18 protein-coding genes are annotated in these 18,196 nt (G+C 55.0%); 13 read left to right on the top strand and 5 right to left on the bottom strand.

The features are described from left to right. Positions 1 to 48: 48 nt before the first annotated feature. The 11 genes from KW808_RS02465 to KW808_RS02515 all read left to right on the top strand — a co-directional run bounded on the left by KW808_RS02465 (position 49) and on the right by KW808_RS02515 (position 13,439). Positions 49 to 2,685 (top strand): heavy metal translocating P-type ATPase, encoded by a 2,637-nt coding sequence (locus KW808_RS02465; RefSeq protein ID WP_003860459.1) that lies wholly within the window; start codon positions 49 to 51, stop codon positions 2,683 to 2,685. Positions 2,686 to 2,802: 117 nt separating this feature from the next. After that, positions 2,803 to 3,879: a uroporphyrinogen decarboxylase gene (gene hemE, locus KW808_RS02470; protein ID WP_003860460.1), complete on the top strand. Its 1,077-nt coding sequence runs from the start codon at positions 2,803 to 2,805 to the stop codon at positions 3,877 to 3,879. Between the two features lie 15 nt (positions 3,880 to 3,894). Next, a complete protein-coding gene (locus KW808_RS02475) occupies positions 3,895 to 5,241 on the top strand; it encodes a protoporphyrinogen oxidase (RefSeq protein ID WP_003860461.1) in 1,347 nt (448 codons plus the stop codon). Positions 5,242 to 5,339: 98 nt separating this feature from the next. Beyond that, positions 5,340 to 6,653 (top strand): glutamate-1-semialdehyde 2,1-aminomutase, encoded by a 1,314-nt coding sequence (gene hemL / locus KW808_RS02480; protein WP_170844355.1) that lies wholly within the window; start codon positions 5,340 to 5,342, stop codon positions 6,651 to 6,653. Beyond that, positions 6,650 to 7,258, top strand: coding sequence for a histidine phosphatase family protein (locus KW808_RS02485; RefSeq protein WP_003860463.1), 609 nt, complete (start codon positions 6,650 to 6,652; stop codon positions 7,256 to 7,258). Before hemL ends, KW808_RS02485 begins: the two co-directional genes overlap by 4 nt. 6 nt (positions 7,259 to 7,264) lie before the next feature. Next, a complete protein-coding gene (locus tag KW808_RS02490; RefSeq protein ID WP_003855585.1) occupies positions 7,265 to 7,888 on the top strand; it encodes a TlpA disulfide reductase family protein in 624 nt (207 codons plus the stop codon). Next, complete coding sequence (locus tag KW808_RS02495; RefSeq protein WP_003860464.1) at positions 7,889 to 8,695, top strand: cytochrome c biogenesis CcdA family protein; 807 nt, start codon at positions 7,889 to 7,891, stop codon at positions 8,693 to 8,695. Between the two features lie 36 nt (positions 8,696 to 8,731). After that, the gene (gene resB, locus KW808_RS02500; RefSeq protein ID WP_003860465.1) at positions 8,732 to 10,357 is read left to right on the top strand and encodes a cytochrome c biogenesis protein ResB; all 1,626 of its coding nucleotides are present in this window, start codon (positions 8,732 to 8,734) and stop codon (positions 10,355 to 10,357) included. Positions 10,358 to 10,430: 73 nt separating this feature from the next. Then, positions 10,431 to 11,444, top strand: coding sequence for a c-type cytochrome biogenesis protein CcsB (gene ccsB / locus KW808_RS02505; RefSeq protein WP_003860466.1), 1,014 nt, complete (start codon positions 10,431 to 10,433; stop codon positions 11,442 to 11,444). 707 nt (positions 11,445 to 12,151) lie between these two features. After that, positions 12,152 to 12,955: a M24 family metallopeptidase gene (locus KW808_RS02510; RefSeq protein ID WP_034983907.1), complete on the top strand. Its 804-nt coding sequence runs from the start codon at positions 12,152 to 12,154 to the stop codon at positions 12,953 to 12,955. A 10-nt stretch (positions 12,956 to 12,965) separates the two neighbouring features. Then, entirely contained in the window at positions 12,966 to 13,439 is a 474-nt protein-coding gene (locus KW808_RS02515; RefSeq protein ID WP_499652536.1) for a RidA family protein, read from the top strand. On the opposite strand, the gene KW808_RS02520 is transcribed toward KW808_RS02515, so the two are convergent. Both KW808_RS02520 and KW808_RS02525 read right to left on the bottom strand, forming a co-directional pair. Continuing rightward, entirely contained in the window at positions 13,436 to 13,795 is a 360-nt protein-coding gene (locus KW808_RS02520) for an ArsR/SmtB family transcription factor (RefSeq protein ID WP_003860469.1), read from the bottom strand. The two genes, KW808_RS02515 and KW808_RS02520, sit on opposite strands and share 4 nt — an antisense overlap. 104 nt (positions 13,796 to 13,899) lie before the next feature. Next, positions 13,900 to 14,202, bottom strand: coding sequence for a hypothetical protein (locus tag KW808_RS02525; protein WP_003860470.1), 303 nt, complete (start codon positions 14,200 to 14,202; stop codon positions 13,900 to 13,902). A gap of 94 nt (positions 14,203 to 14,296) precedes the next feature. On the opposite strand from KW808_RS02525, the gene KW808_RS02530 reads away from it, so the two are divergent. Continuing rightward, entirely contained in the window at positions 14,297 to 14,632 is a 336-nt protein-coding gene (locus KW808_RS02530) for a DUF4229 domain-containing protein (RefSeq protein WP_003855598.1), read from the top strand. Positions 14,633 to 14,693: 61 nt separating this feature from the next. On the opposite strand, the gene KW808_RS02535 is transcribed toward KW808_RS02530, so the two are convergent. Next, a complete protein-coding gene (locus KW808_RS02535) occupies positions 14,694 to 15,590 on the bottom strand; it encodes a 1,4-dihydroxy-2-naphthoate polyprenyltransferase (RefSeq protein WP_003860472.1) in 897 nt (298 codons plus the stop codon). 139 nt (positions 15,591 to 15,729) lie between these two features. Here KW808_RS02535 and KW808_RS02540 point away from each other — a divergent pair, with 139 nt between their 5' ends. Continuing rightward, the gene (locus KW808_RS02540; RefSeq protein WP_003855600.1) at positions 15,730 to 16,596 is read left to right on the top strand and encodes a hypothetical protein; all 867 of its coding nucleotides are present in this window, start codon (positions 15,730 to 15,732) and stop codon (positions 16,594 to 16,596) included. On the opposite strand, the gene menE is transcribed toward KW808_RS02540, so the two are convergent. Beyond that, a complete protein-coding gene (gene menE, locus KW808_RS02545; protein ID WP_003860473.1) occupies positions 16,593 to 17,723 on the bottom strand; it encodes an o-succinylbenzoate--CoA ligase in 1,131 nt (376 codons plus the stop codon). The genes KW808_RS02540 and menE overlap by 4 nt on opposite strands. Before the next feature lie 52 nt (positions 17,724 to 17,775). Beyond that, positions 17,776 to 18,183 (bottom strand): DoxX family protein, encoded by a 408-nt coding sequence (locus KW808_RS02550; protein WP_034983538.1) that lies wholly within the window; start codon positions 18,181 to 18,183, stop codon positions 17,776 to 17,778. Positions 18,184 to 18,196 lie beyond the last annotated feature (13 nt).

Below are 18,196 nucleotides of genomic sequence, written 5' to 3' on the forward strand. Positions count from 1 at the left end.
AAAAGTGACACCTCTTTTTCTATCTTTTACGACCCAAGAAGGTTTATCGTGAGCACACCGGATTCTTCCTCGGTGGACAAGGCCGTAAACACTGCTATCTCTGACGCCAAAACAGCGGCGCTCAAGGCAGGTGTTGGATTGAACCGAGCCACCGACCCAGGAGAAGAGGAAGATTTAAGCTCAAGCATTAAGGTTTCTTTGGCCTTTGAGCTCGAGGGATTAAGCAATGCGCCATCGCTGATGGCGGTTGAGAAAGCTCTAGAAAAGATCCCGGGTGTATCTGCGGATCTGATCTATCCTTCACAAACTGCATGGATTACAGCAACTGATCGGGTACATCCCGAAACCCTCATTGAGGTGTTTGAGCAGTTCGGCATCAAAGCACACCTTTCTAATTCATCGCTGCTGCGCAGGCATCAACAGCTCAGCGCGGAAGTAAATAGGGAAGCACGCCTTGATCGTTACCGCTCCCGAATGGATGCCAAGCGAATCTCGCCTCGTGTGCGAAGGCATAACCGACAAGAAATGGTACATGCGGTACGCGCTCGTGAAAGTGGTTGGATTAAACGCAGGAATCACACCACCTCGCAGCATGAAGACCCAATGTCGGGCGATGTGCTGTTCACCGCCCGCGCACTGATTACACCTAAGCGTTTGTGGGTGTCGTTGCCGTTTGCGCTCATCGTATTGGCGTTATCGTTGAATCCTTCGTGGCAGTTTGATTATTGGCAGTGGTTGTCCGCTGTGTTGGCTATTCCTGTGGTGGTGTGGGGTGCCTGGCCGTTTCACCGCGCTGCAGCAGGCGGTATTCGTCGAGGAATTTCCGCTCTTGATGCGACCAGCTCAATCGCTATTGCTGCTGCATACGCGTGGTCTATCGCCATGCTGTTGTTTGAAACCCCAGGAGGTAAATCCTGGCGGTCATATCCGTCCTGGTTCGCTTTTGACCACGGCACGTTGACCCAAAACGAGATTTATTTTGATGTGGCCTGCGGAATCACCGTGTTGCTTCTTGCCGGACGGCTGCTGACAAGGCGTCGAAGCCAATCCAGTTTGTTAGCGGAACTTGGTCGCCTCCAAATCGATCCACAGCGCATTGTCACTGTGGTGCGTAAACACCGATTGAAGCGCGTAGTCCAGGAGCTGGACATTCCAGTGCAGGAAGTCCGTGTCAATGACGATGTGAAAGTTCCACCTAATACCACGATCCCTGTGGATGGCACTGTCATCGGTGGCGGTTCGCGGATCGCAGCTAGCATCATCATGGGACAAGACCAGCGTGATGTAAAAGTAAATGACAAAGTTTTCGCCGGCAGCCTCAACCTCGAATCCGAAATCAAGGTTCGTGTTATTCGCACTGGTCACCGCACCCGCATCGCCGCGGTACATAGGTGGGTTAAAGAAGCGACGTTGAAGGAAAACCGCCACAATAGGGCAGCGATCCGTTCGGCCGGTAACCTTGTGCCCATCACGTTCACCCTTGCTGTGGTGGACTTCTGTCTGTGGGCACTGATCTCTGGAAACATCAACGCTGCATTTACCACTACCTTGGCTGTCCTTGCGTGCGTGGCTCCGGTGGCCTTAGCGTTGTCTGCTCCACTTGCCACGAGGAATTCCATCGAAGCTGCAGCACGACACGGTATTTTGGTCCGCTCTGGTGAAATTTTCCGAGTTCTCGATGATGTGGATACTGCCGTATTTAATCGTGTGGGCACACTAACCGATGGCGAAATGACAGTGGAAACCGTCACCGCAGACAAAGGCGAGGACCCAGAACTAGTGCTGCGTGTCGCCGGGGCGTTGGCCATGGAATCCCACCACGCGATTTCCAAAGCACTGGTGAAAGCATCCCGTGAAGCTCGTGATACCGGCGCCGGTGGTGAAGATGTCCCACACTGGATTGAAGTAGGCAACGTGGAAATCACCGAAGCCGGCTCATTCCAAGCAACCATCGAGCTGCCACTGATCAAACCATCTGGCGAAAAAATCATGCGCACCACAGAAGCACTCCTGTGGCGACCACGATCCATGACAGAAGTCCGTGAGCACTTAAGCCCCCGACTAGTGGCAGCAGCAACCTCAGGTGGCGCACCACTGATCGTGCGATGGAAAGGCAAAGACCGCGGAGTTATCACTCTAAGTGACCACGTGAGATCAGATTCCTCCGATGCGATTATTGCGATTGAAGAACAAGGCATCGAGACCATGATGCTTTCACGTGATACTTACCCGGTGGCACGTCGATACGCAGACAGCTTAGGCATCACCCACGTCTTGGCCGGCATCGCGCCGGGCAAGAAAGCCCAGGTTGTCCGTGCAGTCCACACCCGCGGATCCACTGTCGCGATGATCGGCGATGAATCAGTAATGGACTGTTTGAAAGTCGCTGACGTGGGTGTACTGATGGGCGTCGATCGTCCCTCAGAACTGCGTGATGATTCCGATGACCCGGCAGCTGACGTTGTGGTCATGCGCGAAGAGGTCATGAGTGTGCCGACGCTGTTTAAACTGGCTCGACGCTACGCCAAGTTGGTCAATGGCAATATTGCTCTGGCCTGGATCTATAACGGTGTTGCCATGGTGATTGCAGTGTCCGGCTTGCTGCATCCAATGGCTGCGACCGTGGCTATGCTGGCGTCTTCGCTGCTTATTGAATGGCGCTCGGGCAGGGCGCGCAAGTACTAACCAGCAATTCCCAAGCCCAAAAACCCCTCCCCATATAGTTCTTTTTACTGATGCATTGTCCTCAATTAGGTGTGGCTTCTTTTCCTAAATTGGGATAAATGGGGCAAGATTGAGCGCATGTCTGCTCTTACTATTCCAGCTGCGCGTCGCACGCTAAATAACGCGCCCATTATTGATGCCGCTAATGGCAAGACCCCGACTCGCACTCCGGTGTGGTTTATGCGCCAGGCGGGTAGATCGTTGCCTGAGTACAAGAAGGTCCGTGAGGGAATCAGCATGTTGGATTCCTGTTTCATGCCGGAGTTGTTGGCGGAGATTACTTTGCAGCCGGTTCGTCGTCATGATGTGGATGCTGCGATTTTGTTCTCTGACATTGTGGTGCCGTTGCGTGCTGCGGGTGTTGGTGTGGAAATCGTGGCGGGTCGTGGACCTGTGTTGGATGCGCCGGTGCGGAGCCGTGAGGATGTGTTGAATCTTCCTATTTTGGAGGGCAACGTTCCGGAGGTGGAGCAGGGTATTGGCATCATTTTGGATGAGTTGTCTGATTCTCAGGCGTTGATTGGTTTTGCTGGTGCGCCGTTTACGTTGGCGAGCTACTTGGTGGAGGGGGGTCCTTCTAAGAACCATGAGAAGACCAAAGCAATGATGCATAGTGATCCTGAGACGTGGCATGCGTTGATGGCTCGTTTGGTGCCAACGATTGTGAATTCTCTGAAGTCGCAGATCGACGCAGGCATTGATGCGATGCAGTTGTTTGATTCGTGGGCTGGGTTCCTCACTGAGCGTGATTACACCGAGTTTGTGTTGCCGTATTCCACTGAGATTTTGGCAGAAGTGGGCAAGTACCAGCTGCCTCGTATTCACTTTGGTGTGGGTACTGGTGAGTTGCTTGGTGCGATGAGCAAGGCTGGCTCAGAGGTCATGGGTGTGGATTGGCGGGTGCCGTTGGATAAGGCTGCGGAGCGTATTGCTGCGGTATCAGGTCCTAAGGTGTTGCAGGGTAACCTCGATCCTGCGTTATTGTTTGCGGGTCGCGCACCTTTGACTAAGGAAATTGAGCGCATCAAGGCAGAGGCTCAGACTGCTATTGATGCAGGTCATGCAACGGGCCATATCTTTAACCTTGGTCATGGTGTGCTTCCTAATACGGTGGCGGAAGATATTACTGAAGCCGTCTCCATCATTCATTCTTAAACTAAGAGGAGTTTCATGCGTTTTGCCATCATCGGTGCAGGCCTTGCGGGTCTGACTGCTGCATATGAGATCCATAAAGCTGATCCCACTGCCCAAATCGATGTGTTGGAAGCAGGCGAACGCATTGGCGGCAAGCTTTTTACGGTGCCGTTTGCTTCCGGACCTACCGATATTGGAGCGGAGGCGTTTTTAGCTGCGCGTTCCGATGCGGTGGAGTTTTTTACTGAGCTTGGGTTGGCTGATTCTTTGGTCAGCCCGTCTGCTGCGAAGTCTCAGTATTTCGCGGGCGGTGCGCTGCATGCGTTCCCCGCAGGTGGAGTGATGGGTATTCCAAGCAATCCACCAGCAGGCGCGCAAGACACCGCTTTTGATTGGACTCCTGGCCAAGATATTTCTGTTGGCGCCTTAGTGCGCCGTCAGTATGGCGATGAGATCGTCGATACTGTGGTGTCTTCGCTGCTTGGTGGCGTTTATTCCTCCACCGCTGATGATCTGGGTGTGCGCGCTTCCGTGCCGGCACTTGCTGCAGCCCTTGATCAGCTGGCTGAGGCCGGCGAGCCGGTGACTCTGTCAGCTGCGGTCAAGGCCGTGGAAGCTCAGCGGGAAGCTGCAAAAACAACTTCAGAAACCCGCCCCGTTTTCCAGACCTTTAAGGGCGGATACGCGGAGCTGTACGAAGCGTTGGCAGAGCAATGCGGTGCAGATATTCACTTGGATAGTTTCGTTTCCGCCATCACCAAAGATGGTGAAGGTTTTGCCATCAAGGGCGGTGGCGAAGGCACCTACGACAAGGTGATTTTGGCGGTTCCCGCTCCAACCGCCGCTGTGCTGCTCCGCGACTTGGCACCGGCCGCAGCGCCACATTTGCGCGCAATTAAGTTGGCTTCTTCAGCAGTCGTCGGCATGCGTTTCGATTCCAGCGAGGGCCTGCCCGACAACTCCGGCGTCCTGGTCGCTGTTAATGAGCCGGGCATCACGGCGAAGGCCTTCACGTTCTCCTCGAAGAAGTGGCCTCACCTGGAGGCTCGCGGGGGCGCGCTCGTGCGCGCGTCGTTCGGCAGGCTGGGCGATGAGGCGTCGGCACGCATGGACGAGGATTTGCTTGTCGACGCCGCCCTCGACGATCTCCTCACCATAACCGGGTTCGACGGCCGGGCTGTCGGACTGGGTGAAATTTTCGTGCAGCGCTGGTTCGGTGGGCTCCCAGCCTATGGAGTTGATCACATTGCTACCGTTTCGGCTGCGCGTGCAGAGATCGCAGCCGTGCCTGGCGTGGAAGCAATTGGCGCGTGGGCTGGGGGAGTGGGAGTTCCCGCAGTTATCGCAGATGCCCAGGCAGCAGTACACAGGTTGCTGGGATAAGCACCCAAAAACACTATTGAACACCCCAATCGCTGTTGAGAGTTTGTAAAGTTCGACTGTCAACGGGCTGGATTGGCTTCACAGATTGAATTAATACAATGACGCACATGACATCGTCCAATACGGCTCGATCCGCAGAGTGGTTTGAAAAGGCTCAGAAGCTCACCCCTGGTGGTGTGAATTCTCCTGTTCGTGCTTTCGGTTCAGTTGGTGGACAGGCCCGTTTTATCGAAAAGGCTCACGGTTCGACGCTGATCGATGTGGACGGAAATGAATACGTTGACCTGGTCTGTTCTTGGGGCCCCATGCTGATGGGTCATGCTCACCCAGAAGTGGTCGAGGCTGTGCAGAGGGCCGTTGTTGATGGTCTTTCTTTCGGCGCTCCCACCATCGGTGAGGTTGAGTTGGCCCAAGATATCGTCAAGCGCACTTCTGTGGAGGAAGTCCGCCTGGTCAACTCCGGCACTGAGGCCACCATGTCGGCGGTTCGTCTGGCGCGCGGTTACACTCAGCGTTCCAAGATTTTGAAGTTTGAGGGCTGCTACCACGGCCACGTCGATGCGCTGCTCGCATCTGCTGGTTCTGGTGTCGCAACTTTCGCTCTGCCTGATTCCCCAGGCATCACCGGCGCTCAGACTTCTGACACCATTGTTGTTCCTTACAACGACATTGAAGCCGTGCGCAACGCTTTTGCGGAGTACCCAGGCGAGATCGCCTGCATCATCGCAGAGGCAGCCGGTGGCAACATGGGCACCGTCGCTCCAAAGGACAACTTTAACGACAAGCTTCTCGCGATCGCTCACGCTGACGGCGCGCTGTTGATCCTCGATGAAGTCATGACCGGCTTCCGCACCTCTTACCGTGGCTGGTTCGGCGTCGACAAGGTTGCCGCTGACCTGGTCACCTTCGGCAAGGTCGTCTCCGGTGGCCTGCCTGCCGCAGCGTTTGGCGGCAAGGCTGAAATCATGAACATGCTGGCCCCACAGGGCCCCGTCTACCAAGCAGGCACACTGTCCGGCAACCCGGTTGCGGTCGCAGCTGGTCGGGCATCGCTTAAGCTTGCCGACGAATCCCTCTACACAACCATCAACGCCAACGCAGATCGTCTCCACGGTTTGATCTCTGATGCCTTAACCCACGAAGGCGTAGCCCACCACATTCAGCGTGCCTCAAACATGCTGTCTATCCGTTTTGCAGAAGGTGAGGGCCACAACTTCTCTGATATGAAGGCAGCCGACATCTTCCGCTTCGCACCGTTCTTCCACACTTTGCTGGACAACGGCGTCTACGCACCACCAAGCGTTTTCGAAACCTGGTTTGTGTCTTCCGCTCTCACGGACGATGATTTCTCCAAGATCGAGCAGGCACTCAAGCCCGCCGCACGTGCAGCAGCAGAAGCGAAGGCATCATGACGCAAACCATTGTCCATCTAGTTCGCCACGGCGAAGTCCACAACCCAGAGAAAATCCTGTACGGACGCATGCCCGGATACAGGTTGTCTTCCCGTGGACGCAGCCAAGCCGCCCGCACTGCAGCCTCTTTTGAAGGCCACGATGTCACCTACATTGCGGCCTCCCCATTGCAGCGTGTGCAGGAAACCTCCGAACCGTTCATCAAGGTCACAGGCCTAGAACTGATCACCGACGAGGATCTTCTGGAGGCAGGCAACCGTTTCGAAGGCCTGCGCACCAAAGGTTGGCGTTCCCAGTTGTGGAACCCCGTGCGTTGGCCTTTGATGTACAACCCTACGCTTCCCAGCTGGGGCGAACACTACACCGACATTTTGGAAAGAATGATGGTGGCTGTGGAACGAGCTCGGGTGGCAGCGGAAGGACACGAAGCAATCCTGGTGACCCACCAGTTGCCGATCGTGTGCGTGCAACGCCACGCCCGCGGACAAAGCCTGTCCCATAACCCAGCGACCAGGCAATGCGACCTCGCCTCAGTGACATCCTTGGTGTTCCAAGACGATCAAATTGTCGGCGTGCATTACAACGAACCAGCTCAGGAGATTTGATCACTCGTGCGTTTGACCAAACTAGCAGCAACAATCGGCTGCGTGACACTCAGCGGACTAGCGCTAGTAGCCTGCAGCAGTGACAGTACCGCTGGTACTGACGCTGTTGCTGTCGGCGGAACCTTCCAATTCCACTCCCCGGATGGAAAGATGGAAATTTTCTACGACGAGGCTGACCGTCAACAACTCCCCGACATCGGTGGAGATTCCCTCATGGAAGAGGGCACACAGATCAACCTGTCTGATTTCGAAAACCAAGTTGTCATCCTCAATGCGTGGGGGCAGTGGTGTGCACCGTGCCGCTCCGAATCCGATGATCTCCAGATTATCCATGAGGAACTCCAAGCTGCCGGAAACGGCGACACCCCTGGTGGCACCGTGTTGGGTATCAATGTGCGTGATTACTCCCGCGACATCGCCCAAGACTTTGTCACCGACAACGGCCTTGATTACCCAAGCATTTACGATCCACCATTTATGACAGCAGCATCCCTCGGTGGTGTTCCCGCATCGGTGATCCCAACCACCATCGTGCTGGATAAACAGCACCGCCCCGCAGCAGTGTTCTTGCGCGAAGTCACCTCCAAAGATGTGTTGGATGTTGCGTTGCCATTGGTAGATGAGGCCTAAATGTCTGAGATTGTGGTAGCCCAAAGCATCGGCCAGCAGTTTGCTGACGTCGCAGCTTCCGGGCCACTGTTCCTTGGCATCCTTGCCGCAGCGCTCGCAGGTCTGGTGTCTTTTGCCAGCCCGTGTGTTGTGCCGTTGGTGCCAGGATATATTTCCTACCTCGCCGGCGTGGTCGGTGGGGAAGTGGAATACAGCGCGCAGGGCACCAAGGTGAAAACCAAGCGTTTCGCCGTGGGTGGCGCAGCCATGCTGTTCATCCTGGGATTCACCGTGGTGTTCGTGCTGGCTACGGTCAGTGTGTTTGGTGCCATCAGCGTGCTCACCCTAAACGCCGACACCCTCATGCGTATCGGCGGCGTGGTGACCATCATCATGGGCATCGTGTTCATGGGCTTCATTCCAGGCCTGCAGCGCGATACCCGCATGGCACCAAAGCGTTGGACCACCTGGTTGGGTGCGCCCCTTCTTGGCGGAGTGTTCGCTCTCGGTTGGACCCCTTGTTTGGGCCCCACCCTGGCTGCGATCATCTCCATTTCTGCAGGTACTGAAGGCATGACCGCTGCGCGTGGCGTGATCTTAATTGTGGGTTACTGCCTCGGACTGGGGCTGCCGTTCCTGCTGATCGCGTTGGGCTCCAGCAGGGCACTCACCGGAGTCGAGTGGTTGCGCAAGCATTCCCGCACCCTGCAAATTATCGGCGGTGTGTTTTTGATCTTGGTCGGAGTAGCGTTGCTCTCTGGCTCATGGGCAGTTTTTATCAACTGGGTCCGTCAGTGGACCGTTGAATACGGCGCAACACTGCTCTAGAAAAAGACTTTTAGTAGGAAGAGAATCGGCACGACAATGCTCAAAACAGTCAAGCTGTATGCACGGAAAGCGTGGAACTGGCTCACCAGCATGCGCACAGCACTGGCGTTGCTGTTTCTTCTGGCGATCGCTGCCATCCCTGGCGCATTGCTCCCGCAGCGTTCCCTCAATGAATCAAACGTCATTGAATACATTGAGAACAATGGAAAGCTCGCTGAGTTCTACGACAAGATTCAGCTTTTCGACGTCTTCTCCTCCACGTGGTTTACCGCCATCTATGTGCTGCTCCTGATCTCTTTGGTCGGCTGTATTCTCCCTCGAAGCTGGGAACACTACAAAGCCATGCGCGCACCTGTGGTGCGGGCGCCAAGGAACCTCGCACGTTTGGCTCACAACGGCGAGGGGCTCGTCGAAAAGCGTGAAGAAGAGGTAGAAAAAGACGCCCGTAAACTCCTCAAAGGCTGGAAAATCACCGAATATTCCGCCGAGGAAGACCGCGCGGGAGTGCGCTCCATTGCCGCTGAAAAGGGCTACACGCGCGAACTCTTCAACCTGATTTTCCACCTGGGCATCGTGGGCATGATTGTGACCGCAGGCCTGGGACGACTGTTTTACTACGAAGGCCACGTCATCGTCGTGACCGACGGCGAGCAAAACCAACAGAACTCCGTGTTCTGCAACACTGCCACCGCCAACTACGACTCCTTCCGCGCCGGCGCCAACTTCGACGGCACCGGGCTGACCACCTTCTGTTTTGAAGCGCACGATTTCTCCGCCGACTACCTCGCCAACGGCCAGGCCGAGATGTTCCGCTCGAATATTTCCTACGCAGTCGGCGACGACATCCAAAACGACCCAGAAACCTGGGAAGACTACGAACTTCGCGTCAACCACCCACTGCGCATCGAAGGCGACCGCGTCTACCTTCAGGGCCACGGCTTCGCCCCAACATTCACCGTGACCTGGCCAAATGGCGAGACCCGCACCCAGACCGTGCAGTGGCGCCCAGACGACCCGACCTTCTTCCTGTCCTCAGGCGTGGTCCGTTTCGATCCACCCGCCGGCATGTACCCAGACCTTTACGAGCGCCGCCAAAACCAGTTGGCCATCCAGGGACTTTTCGCACCGACCGCACAATGGGAAGGCGACAACAACGAACTGCTGACCTCCTCCTACCCGGCGATGCGTGACCCAGCCGTGGCGATCGATATTTACCGCGGCGACAACGGCCTCGATACCGGCATCGGACAGTCATTGTTCAGCCTGGACTCTAGTCTCATGCACAGCGGCGTGCTGCAAAAAATTGAGCGCGTCAACCTCCAAATCGGCGACACCGTCACCCTGGATGATGGCACCACCGTCTCCTTCGACGGCGCCTCAGAATTTGCCAACTACCAGATCAGCCGCGACCCCACACAAAACTGGGTGCTGGTCACCACCGTGATTTCGCTGGTCTCCCTGGTTGGATCCCTGATGATCCGACGCCGCCGCATTTGGGTGCGTTTCTATCCACAAGAAAACGGAACCACCCGCGTGGAAACTGGCGGACTTGCCCGCACCGACCGCGCAGGCTGGGGTGGCGAATACGAGAAATTCCACCGCGAACTGCTGGGTCTGAAGGAGGAAGATGAAGACGAAGAGTACTTCGACCACGACGACTAACACCGCAGTTTAAAGGCTTTTCAAGCCTGCCCCACATCGAAGCAGTTTTCACAAAGAATAAGGTTGGAAAATTATGTTGCCCGTAAACCAAACGTATGCGCAGTTCTCAGACACTGCCTTCGTATCGGCATACATCATCTACGTTCTGGCACTCATCCTCTCCCTCGTCTACTACGTAAAACAACAAGGCACTATCGACGCCCGCCGCGAGCAAACCCGCGTCAGCGAACTCGTTGGTGCAGGCGGCAGCGCTGATGTTGATACTGACCTGCCTGATGACATCGCCGACGGTGTCCTCGCCGACGAAGACCTTGCAAAACGCGAAGAAACCGCACGCAAACTAGCCAACATGACCCAATCTCTCATGTGGCTCGGCGTCATGGTGCACCTCGTATCCGTCGTGATGCGCGCGCTGTCTGCCAGCCGATTCCCCTTCGGCAACCTGTATGAATACATCCTCATGGTGACCCTCTTTGCCATGATCGGAGCCGTACTCATCCTGCAGCGCCCACAATTCCGCGTGGTATGGCCATGGATCCTCACCCCAATGCTGGCACTGCTCTTCTACGGTGGCACCCAGCTGTACTCCGACGCAGCACCAGTCGTTCCAGCACTGCAGTCCTTCTGGTTCCCGATCCACGTTTCCTCCGTCTCCATCGGAGCATCCATCGGTATCGTCTCCGGTATTGCATCCCTGCTGTACCTACTGCGCATGTGGCAACCAAAGGGTAAAGAAAAGGGCTTCTTCGGAGCAGTAGCAAAACCACTCCCATCCGGAAAAACCCTGGATAACCTGGCATACAAGACCGCGATCTGGACTGTCCCAATCTTCGGCCTGGGCATCATCTTGGGTGCCATCTGGGCAGAAGCAGCCTGGGGTCGTTTCTGGGGATGGGATCCTAAGGAAACAGTCTCCTTCATCACCTGGGTTCTCTACGCTGGTTACCTCCACGCACGTGCAACTGCTGGTTGGCGCAACACCAACGCTGCATGGATCAACATCCTGGCGCTGGTCACGATGATTTTTAATCTGTTCTTCATCAACATGGTCGTATCTGGTCTGCACTCTTACGCCGGACTGAACTAAGCACTTTTGGTTGGCGCGGTTAGCGAGACCCGCCCTCGTTCTTCATTGAGTGAGGGCGGGTTTGTTGTTTTTTGGGGCGCTCATGGATTTGGGGGCATTGTGTGCTTGCCTAGTCGATTATTTGTCATCCCTTTGGCTTTCCATCAGTCCTTGAAGCAGCCATAGGGGGAATGTCTTAGTCCACGAAAGTACAGGTACTTCCCGGAATCTCATTTAAAGGCGATCTAAGGGGTCGGGTTTTTCGAATGGGTGTGTGTCTGGGTTGGGTGGGGTTAGGCCCTTAAAAGCGATTCTGGGAGGGCAAGTTTTTCGAGGTTGGGGTGGCTTTTCGGGTGGCGTGTACGTATTAAACCAAGGAGCTTGTTTGAGGGGGAGCGCTTGGTTTGATTCGACAGTTTTCGGGAGTTGAAAGTGAAGAATTAGGCCAGAGGGGGCTCGAAAATCCGTCTCCTTGGTTCCAATCGCACGCTTTACTCTTTCTCGTGCCCCACATCGTCTTTGACTTTCGTTGGATCGTGGCTTTCACCCGCTCATGCGTGCACGCCATTTAGCCAACGGATAGGAAGGGTTTTTAGGGAGGCCCTCTCTGGCGATTTAAGAGGTCGAGTTTTTCGAGGTTGGGGTGGCTTTTCGGGTGGCGTGTACGTATTAAACCAAGGAGCCAACTACACGGGGAGCGCTTGGTTCAATTCGACAGTTTTCGGGCATTGAGCCTGACGGAAGGGGAGATCATTCCCATCCAAACAGAGCTCGGCCACTGGCGTGATGTGCGGGATTCCGAAGATCTGCCATTCCAAGTAATCGCATCGCGCACCAGCGTGACCATTATGGAAAACACCCTGGAATGGACCAACAGCCGCCTTGAGCGTGGGGAAGAGTTCACCGAGCTCGACATTTATGCTCACTACTTGGAAGAGTTGGAAGATTACGCCCTCCAATTCACCTTCGATGTCGAGCCCTACTTCACCAACCTGCACTCCTCCAACAGAATGCTCTTCCCTGGACCTCCTGTGGATTTCCCGATCAACGCAGAAACCCGATGCATTCAGCTCGACGCCGGTGTTGCAGTAAAGAAGGACGGCGTGGTTCTGGGTACCTCAGATATGGCGAGGTCCCTGCCTCGAACCGCCGCTGGCCAAGAAGCCTATGAGTACTTCTTCAAGGTGGTTCGTGAAGGCATCATCGGGCAGCTGCGCCCGGGCGTGATCTGCGCTGACGTGCACGAAGCAACCCTTGATTACCTAAGCCCGCAGCTACCTCGCATGATTGACATCGGAATGCTGGGTGCCGACACCGATTTCAACACCATCTACCGCAAGCGCAATGTTGGCCACCTCATGGGTAAGCAGGAATCCTTTGCCAATGAGCTTCGCCCTGGATACAAGCACATTCTTCACCACGGCTCCTATGGTGCCGCGGAGATCCCTTGGCGCTACAACGGTGTAGCCATTGGTACCGAGGATCTGTGGTACATCGGCGCAGACAAGACCTACATTTTGAGCCAGCGCTAAGGAGAACCCAGTGACAGAAATTGCAGAAAACCTTCAGCGCTTGGGTATTGAATTACCTGATCTACCAGCACCGCAGTATTCCTACGTACCGTTCAACCGCCAAGGAAACACCCTCTATGTATCGGGGCAGATTTCACGAACCGCAGCGGGAGACATCCTCGCCGGACGAGTTGGCGAAGACGCAACATTAGAAGAAGGAATCCACGCCGCAGAGGTAGCCACCATCAATCTGCTGGCCAGAATCCACCAATCCATCGGTTTAGACAATGTGGCCCAAATTCTGAAACTGAATGTGTGGGTCAATAGCTCCGATGACTTTATTCAGCAGCCTCAAGTGGCCGACGGTGCATCCCAGCTCCTTGAGGCAGTGTTGAGTGAAGCCGGAAAACATACACGCACAGCACTACCCACAAATACTCTCCCCCAGGGAGCACTAGTGGAATTGGATGCTGTCGTTGCGGTCACCGAGGCCGCCGAAGTTTAGGACGAGTGGGCGAAAATTTCAGCAACCGTATCAATATGAGCGGAATTAATGCTGAAATACGCCCACTTTCCGCATTGTTCACGGTTGACCAAATTAGCTGCGATGAGCTTTTTCATATGGTGGGTCACCGTGGGGGCGGAAATATTGAGTGTGTGTGCCATGGCATTCGCGCTCACCCGTGAGCTTTTTGTAGTGAAAATCAGGTACAAGATTTCTAGGCGGGTGGTGTCACCGAGTGCCTTGTAGAAATCGCTGGCCTCTTCGGCGATGTCCGTGATCCTGCTGGGTACGGATTTTAGCGGCGCGAAGCGCTGCTCAGTGGCACTGTCTGCGCTGGATGGGATAACGGAGGTCATTCACTCAATATATAGGTATGGCAAGCCTAAGTGAATTGATTGAGTGGATTGAATGCATCACACCCGATTACAGGGGTATTGAAAATCCTTTTAAAGAAGCCCTTTTAAGAATCCTCAGTGGGCTTCTCTGGACCTTCTTCTGAGCTTTCAGGCTTTGCGTAGCGTTCCCTGGCCCGTTTGAGACGTTCTTCCTCTTCTAATTGGGCAGCCTCTTCGGCGCGACGCTGTTTGAAGCGATTCTTTTCAATATTCCACAAGAATTCTTCATCATCGTCGGGGCCTTTCACTGCACGAGGTGCCTGGCCCTGATTGATCTCCGCATTACGCTTCCATGTAGATGGCTTGAAGGCCTTCCACAGCAAGACGATTGCGACGATAACCAAAATAATCAGCAAAAGCCTACCCACTTGAACCTCTCCTTAAATATCTGCTTCAACCTCCCACAATACGGAACTTTGAGGCATTCTTGGGTATCGGTATGTATTGAGTAGGGTTGAATATGTGAGTGAGTCCAATACCCCCAATATCCAGACACACCAAGCGCCGGAATTAAACCCGGAACTACAAAAAGCTGCCCGGAAAAACGTGCTGATTTATGGTCTGGCACGTTTGCTTCTGTTCGTCGTGCTGACCTTGATTATTCATGGCCTGGCTCTGCTGATTAGTGCGCCTGTGCCACTCGTTATGTCTGCGATGCTGGCTCTGATTGTGGCGTTCCCATTGTCCATGCTGGTGTTCAGCAAACTGCGCATGAATGCCACCCAGGCTGTTTCCCAGTGGGATGCACAGCGCAAGGCCCACAAGGAATGGGTTCGAAGCGAGCTGGCGGACCGCTAAAAAATTCCCCTCGTTCTTTGCGGAAGCGAGGGGAAAGGGGAGGGGAGTGTCGAAAAGCGTTTTAGCTAAACGCTAATGCCAGGCCCGTGAGCACGGCCCACAACACCATGGCGCGCCCTGTTGAGCCGATGACGGGGATGAGATCCTTGCCGGTGGCGTTGTTGCGGATCGGCCCTGCGGCTTTCAGTGCCAGCGGGAAAACGATGATAGCGATCAGCGCTGGCCAGGCGAGAAACGCCAGGCAGATGGACATGATGAACGGCGTGGAAATCAGCGCGAGGAACAGCTTACGAGCACCCGCATCGCCCAGGCGGACCGCGAGGGTAATTTTTCCGGTCTTGCTATCGGTTGGAATATCGCGAATATTGTTGGCCAAGTTCACGCCAGCAGACATCGAACCCACGCCAACTGCGGCGGCCAAACCGGCCCAGCTGACGGAACCTGTTTGGGTGAACTGCGTTCCCATGACCGCGACGAGGCCGAAGAAGATGAACACAGCAATCTCGCCGAGCCCGCGGTAACCATAAGGATTTTTACCGCCGGTGTAGAACCACGCGCCCAGCACACACAGGATGCCGATGAGGATCAGCCACCACGCGCTCAACAGGCTCAGCGCGGTGCCGGCGACACCTGCGATACCGAAAGAAATAAACGCCGCAGCTTTCACTTTCTTCGGCTCAGCCAACCCAGAACCAGTGAGTCGCAGAGGACCGGTGCGGTCTTCATCGGTGCCACGAATGCCATCAGAGTAATCATTGGCGTAATTCACACCGATGATCAAAGCCCACGCCACGACAAGCGCCAGCAAGGCCTTCCACCACACAAAACCATCATGAAAAGCGGCGACACCTGAACCGGCAATGACAGGCGCGAACGCATTTGCCCAGGTACGCGGGCGTGCGCCCTGAATCCAATCGGACAAAGTTACAGAATTCGGCTGGGGTTCCGTGTGAGACATAACCTCTATCTTTCCCCATCACATACTCGATCGCGCAATTGCTTGAAATACGTTCGGCAGGCTATGGGGGAGTGTGAAACGCTATTGTGAAATGAATAGATAGGTTCCATAGTCGATCGAGGAGGAGTCGCAGAAGTTTATGTGGGTTGGTTATGCGGTTCGACAGATCGCCAGTGTTTTTCTTACTCTTTTGCGCATGCTGCCACTAGCAGCGCGAAATCGAGTTGCCAGGGGACGCATCCCGGAAACCGGCGATGTGGTGATCTCATTGACCACCCATGGGAAGCGAATTAACTACGTTCACTTCACCATCGAATCGATCGCACGCGGCCATGTGAAAGCACCAATTGTGCTGTGGTTGGACAAACCAGACTTTGATGCGCCGTGGCCTGCCACCATTAAGCGACTTGTCGCCCGCGGTCTGCAAGTACGGTGCAGCGACGGCTTCTACGGCCCCCACACCAAATACTGGAACCAATTCCGAGAAATCCACGGCACCGGCGTGCGTGTCGCCACCGTCGACGATGACATGATCTACCCCGAGTGGTTCCTGCAGCGCTTGCTTTTTATTGGCGACCTGCGCATGGATGCGGTTGTCGCCTACCGGGCGCACAGAATTGAGCTTCGCGACGACCGAATGCTCCCGTACGTTAAATGGAGTGCCGCAGACACCTCAAAAGCGTCATTCCTGCACTTTGCCACGGGAGTGTCAGGCGTTTTGTACCCCGTGACCTTCATTGATTATGTGGTCTCCCAGGGCGATGTATTCCTTGAGAACTGCAAGCGCGCCGATGACGTATGGCTGCATGCCTGCGCACTGCGCTCTGATCACCCTATTCGCCAGGTCTACGCTCAGCCCCGACACTTCGCTGTCGTGCCCACCACCCAAGTGGGAGCACTAGTTGTTGGCAACACCCTCATGGGTGGAAATGATGAGCAGATCGCCAAAGTGTACACCGATGAAGATGTGGCAAAACTAGTTGCAGCCAGCAAGAATGAAGACTAAAACAGCTTCGCGATAGCGCGTCGATCAGCTTTTCCAGGACCAATGCTGGGCAAAGATTCCAGATGCTTCAGCCGTTTGGGAAGCTGCCAACGAGGTAGATCGTCGAGGCCCTCAATAACTTCAGACGGACTGATCGATCCGGAGTACGCGGCCACAATTGCTTGGCCTAATCGGGGATCGGGAATACCCACAACACACGCCGCGGTGACACCTTTAATATCTGCGATGGCACGTTCCAGTACCTCTGGGTGCAACTTCAATCCACCGGAATCAATGACGGTATCCACGCGACCAGTCACGGTGAGAATCCCGTCGTGGAGTTCACCTGAATCAGAGGTGGTAAACCAACCCTCGTTGGCGAAATCCGGATGTTCAGGTGCATTTCTGTAGCCCTGCGCAATCATCGGGCCACCCAACTCAATGCGCTCATCCGAAATACGGACTTTCGCGCCGGGAATGGGCTTGCCATCATAAACGCAGCCACCTGAAGTCTCTGAGGAGCCGTAGGTGGTGACAATGTTGATGTCTAGCTGCTCCGCAGAAATTCGGGCCCGCTTAGACAATGCAGCACCTCCGACAAGAATGGCATCAAAAAGTTTCAGCGCCTCAATTCCTTGGAGTGAGTCCATTGCTTTGAGTAGCTGCATTGGCGTCAAAGATGTGTAAACGCGGTCACCGGTATTTTTCAATTCAGCAGCAGCGTCTGCGAACGCATCAATGTGAAAACCTGTGCTGAGATCAATAGCCAGTGGCTCAACTCCAGCAATGAGGCTGCGAATAAGCACCTGCATGCCTGCAATATGGTGTACCGGCATGGCGAGCAACCATTGGCCTTCGCCACCCAAAAACTGATGCGTGGCGTCGGCAGAGCTGACTAAATTCAGCGGAGTGAGCTGAGCACCCTTCGGAGTACCTGTAGAACCAGAAGTGGCCATCACCAAAGCGATCGAAGGATCGATGGCGAGGCCAACTCGTTGAGAATCGCGCAGCAACTGTGCACGGGTTTTATCTTGTACAGGGATGGGGAGGAAAGTTTTCTTCCCAGAGATTGCGTCCTCGAGATCTCCCAGAATTGCGGTGGGATCTGCAAGATCAACAGGTAGTGCTTCGAGGACGCGAGTATTCATATTCCGAGATTCTAGTGCCGATGATTCAGAATTCGGAGTTGTGGCGCGAGATTTAGGCCTTGCGTTTTGCCAGAACCCCGTCGATGCTCCATGCACCTGCACCAACTGCGATGAGAAGCAGTGCGCCAGCGCCGATTGCGCCGGTCAATTCCCAACCATTGTTGGCAACAAAGATACCGGAGGAGATGTGTGCAAACAGTGCTGCGAAGAGCATGTCTACAGCAACGAATGCGGCGGCGACGCGGGTAAATGCTCCTAGGATGATGAGAATTCCTCCTAGGAGCTCAACCACTGCAGCAACAGGAGCGGCAATGCCGGCTGCTGGGATGCCGAGTGAATCGAAGAAGCCGGTGACGCCTTCAAGTCCTGTGATGGCGAACTTGTCCCAGCCGTGGGCAATGAGGATAACGCCCAAGAGGATACGTGCGATGAGGAATGCAATTTCCCTGGTAGTTGACATGGTCACTAAAGCT

This window comes from [Brevibacterium] flavum (assembly GCF_019317305.1).
Taxonomy (GTDB): Bacteria; Actinomycetota; Actinomycetes; order Mycobacteriales; family Mycobacteriaceae; genus Corynebacterium; species Corynebacterium glutamicum.

Bases quoted from the DNA above. Each gene is read 5' to 3' on its own strand.
- hemE (WP_003860460.1), top strand. From the start codon at position 2,803: ATGTCTGCTCTTACTATTCCAGCTGCGCGTCGCACGCTAAATAACGCG.
- KW808_RS02475 (WP_003860461.1), top strand. From the start codon at position 3,895: ATGCGTTTTGCCATCATCGGTGCAGGCCTTGCGGGTCTGACTGCTGCA.
- hemL (WP_170844355.1), top strand. From the start codon at position 5,340: ATGACGCACATGACATCGTCCAATACGGCTCGATCCGCAGAGTGGTTT.
- KW808_RS02485 (WP_003860463.1), top strand. From the start codon at position 6,650: ATGACGCAAACCATTGTCCATCTAGTTCGCCACGGCGAAGTCCACAAC.
- KW808_RS02495 (WP_003860464.1), top strand. From the start codon at position 7,889: ATGTCTGAGATTGTGGTAGCCCAAAGCATCGGCCAGCAGTTTGCTGAC.
- resB (WP_003860465.1), top strand. From the start codon at position 8,732: ATGCTCAAAACAGTCAAGCTGTATGCACGGAAAGCGTGGAACTGGCTC.
- ccsB (WP_003860466.1), top strand. From the start codon at position 10,431: ATGTTGCCCGTAAACCAAACGTATGCGCAGTTCTCAGACACTGCCTTC.
- KW808_RS02520 (WP_003860469.1), bottom strand. From the start codon at position 13,795: ATGACCTCCGTTATCCCATCCAGCGCAGACAGTGCCACTGAGCAGCGC.
- KW808_RS02535 (WP_003860472.1), bottom strand. From the start codon at position 15,590: ATGTCTCACACGGAACCCCAGCCGAATTCTGTAACTTTGTCCGATTGG.
- KW808_RS02540 (WP_003855600.1), top strand. From the start codon at position 15,730: ATGTGGGTTGGTTATGCGGTTCGACAGATCGCCAGTGTTTTTCTTACT.
- menE (WP_003860473.1), bottom strand. From the start codon at position 17,723: ATGAATACTCGCGTCCTCGAAGCACTACCTGTTGATCTTGCAGATCCC.
- KW808_RS02550 (WP_034983538.1), bottom strand. From the start codon at position 18,183: ATGTCAACTACCAGGGAAATTGCATTCCTCATCGCACGTATCCTCTTG.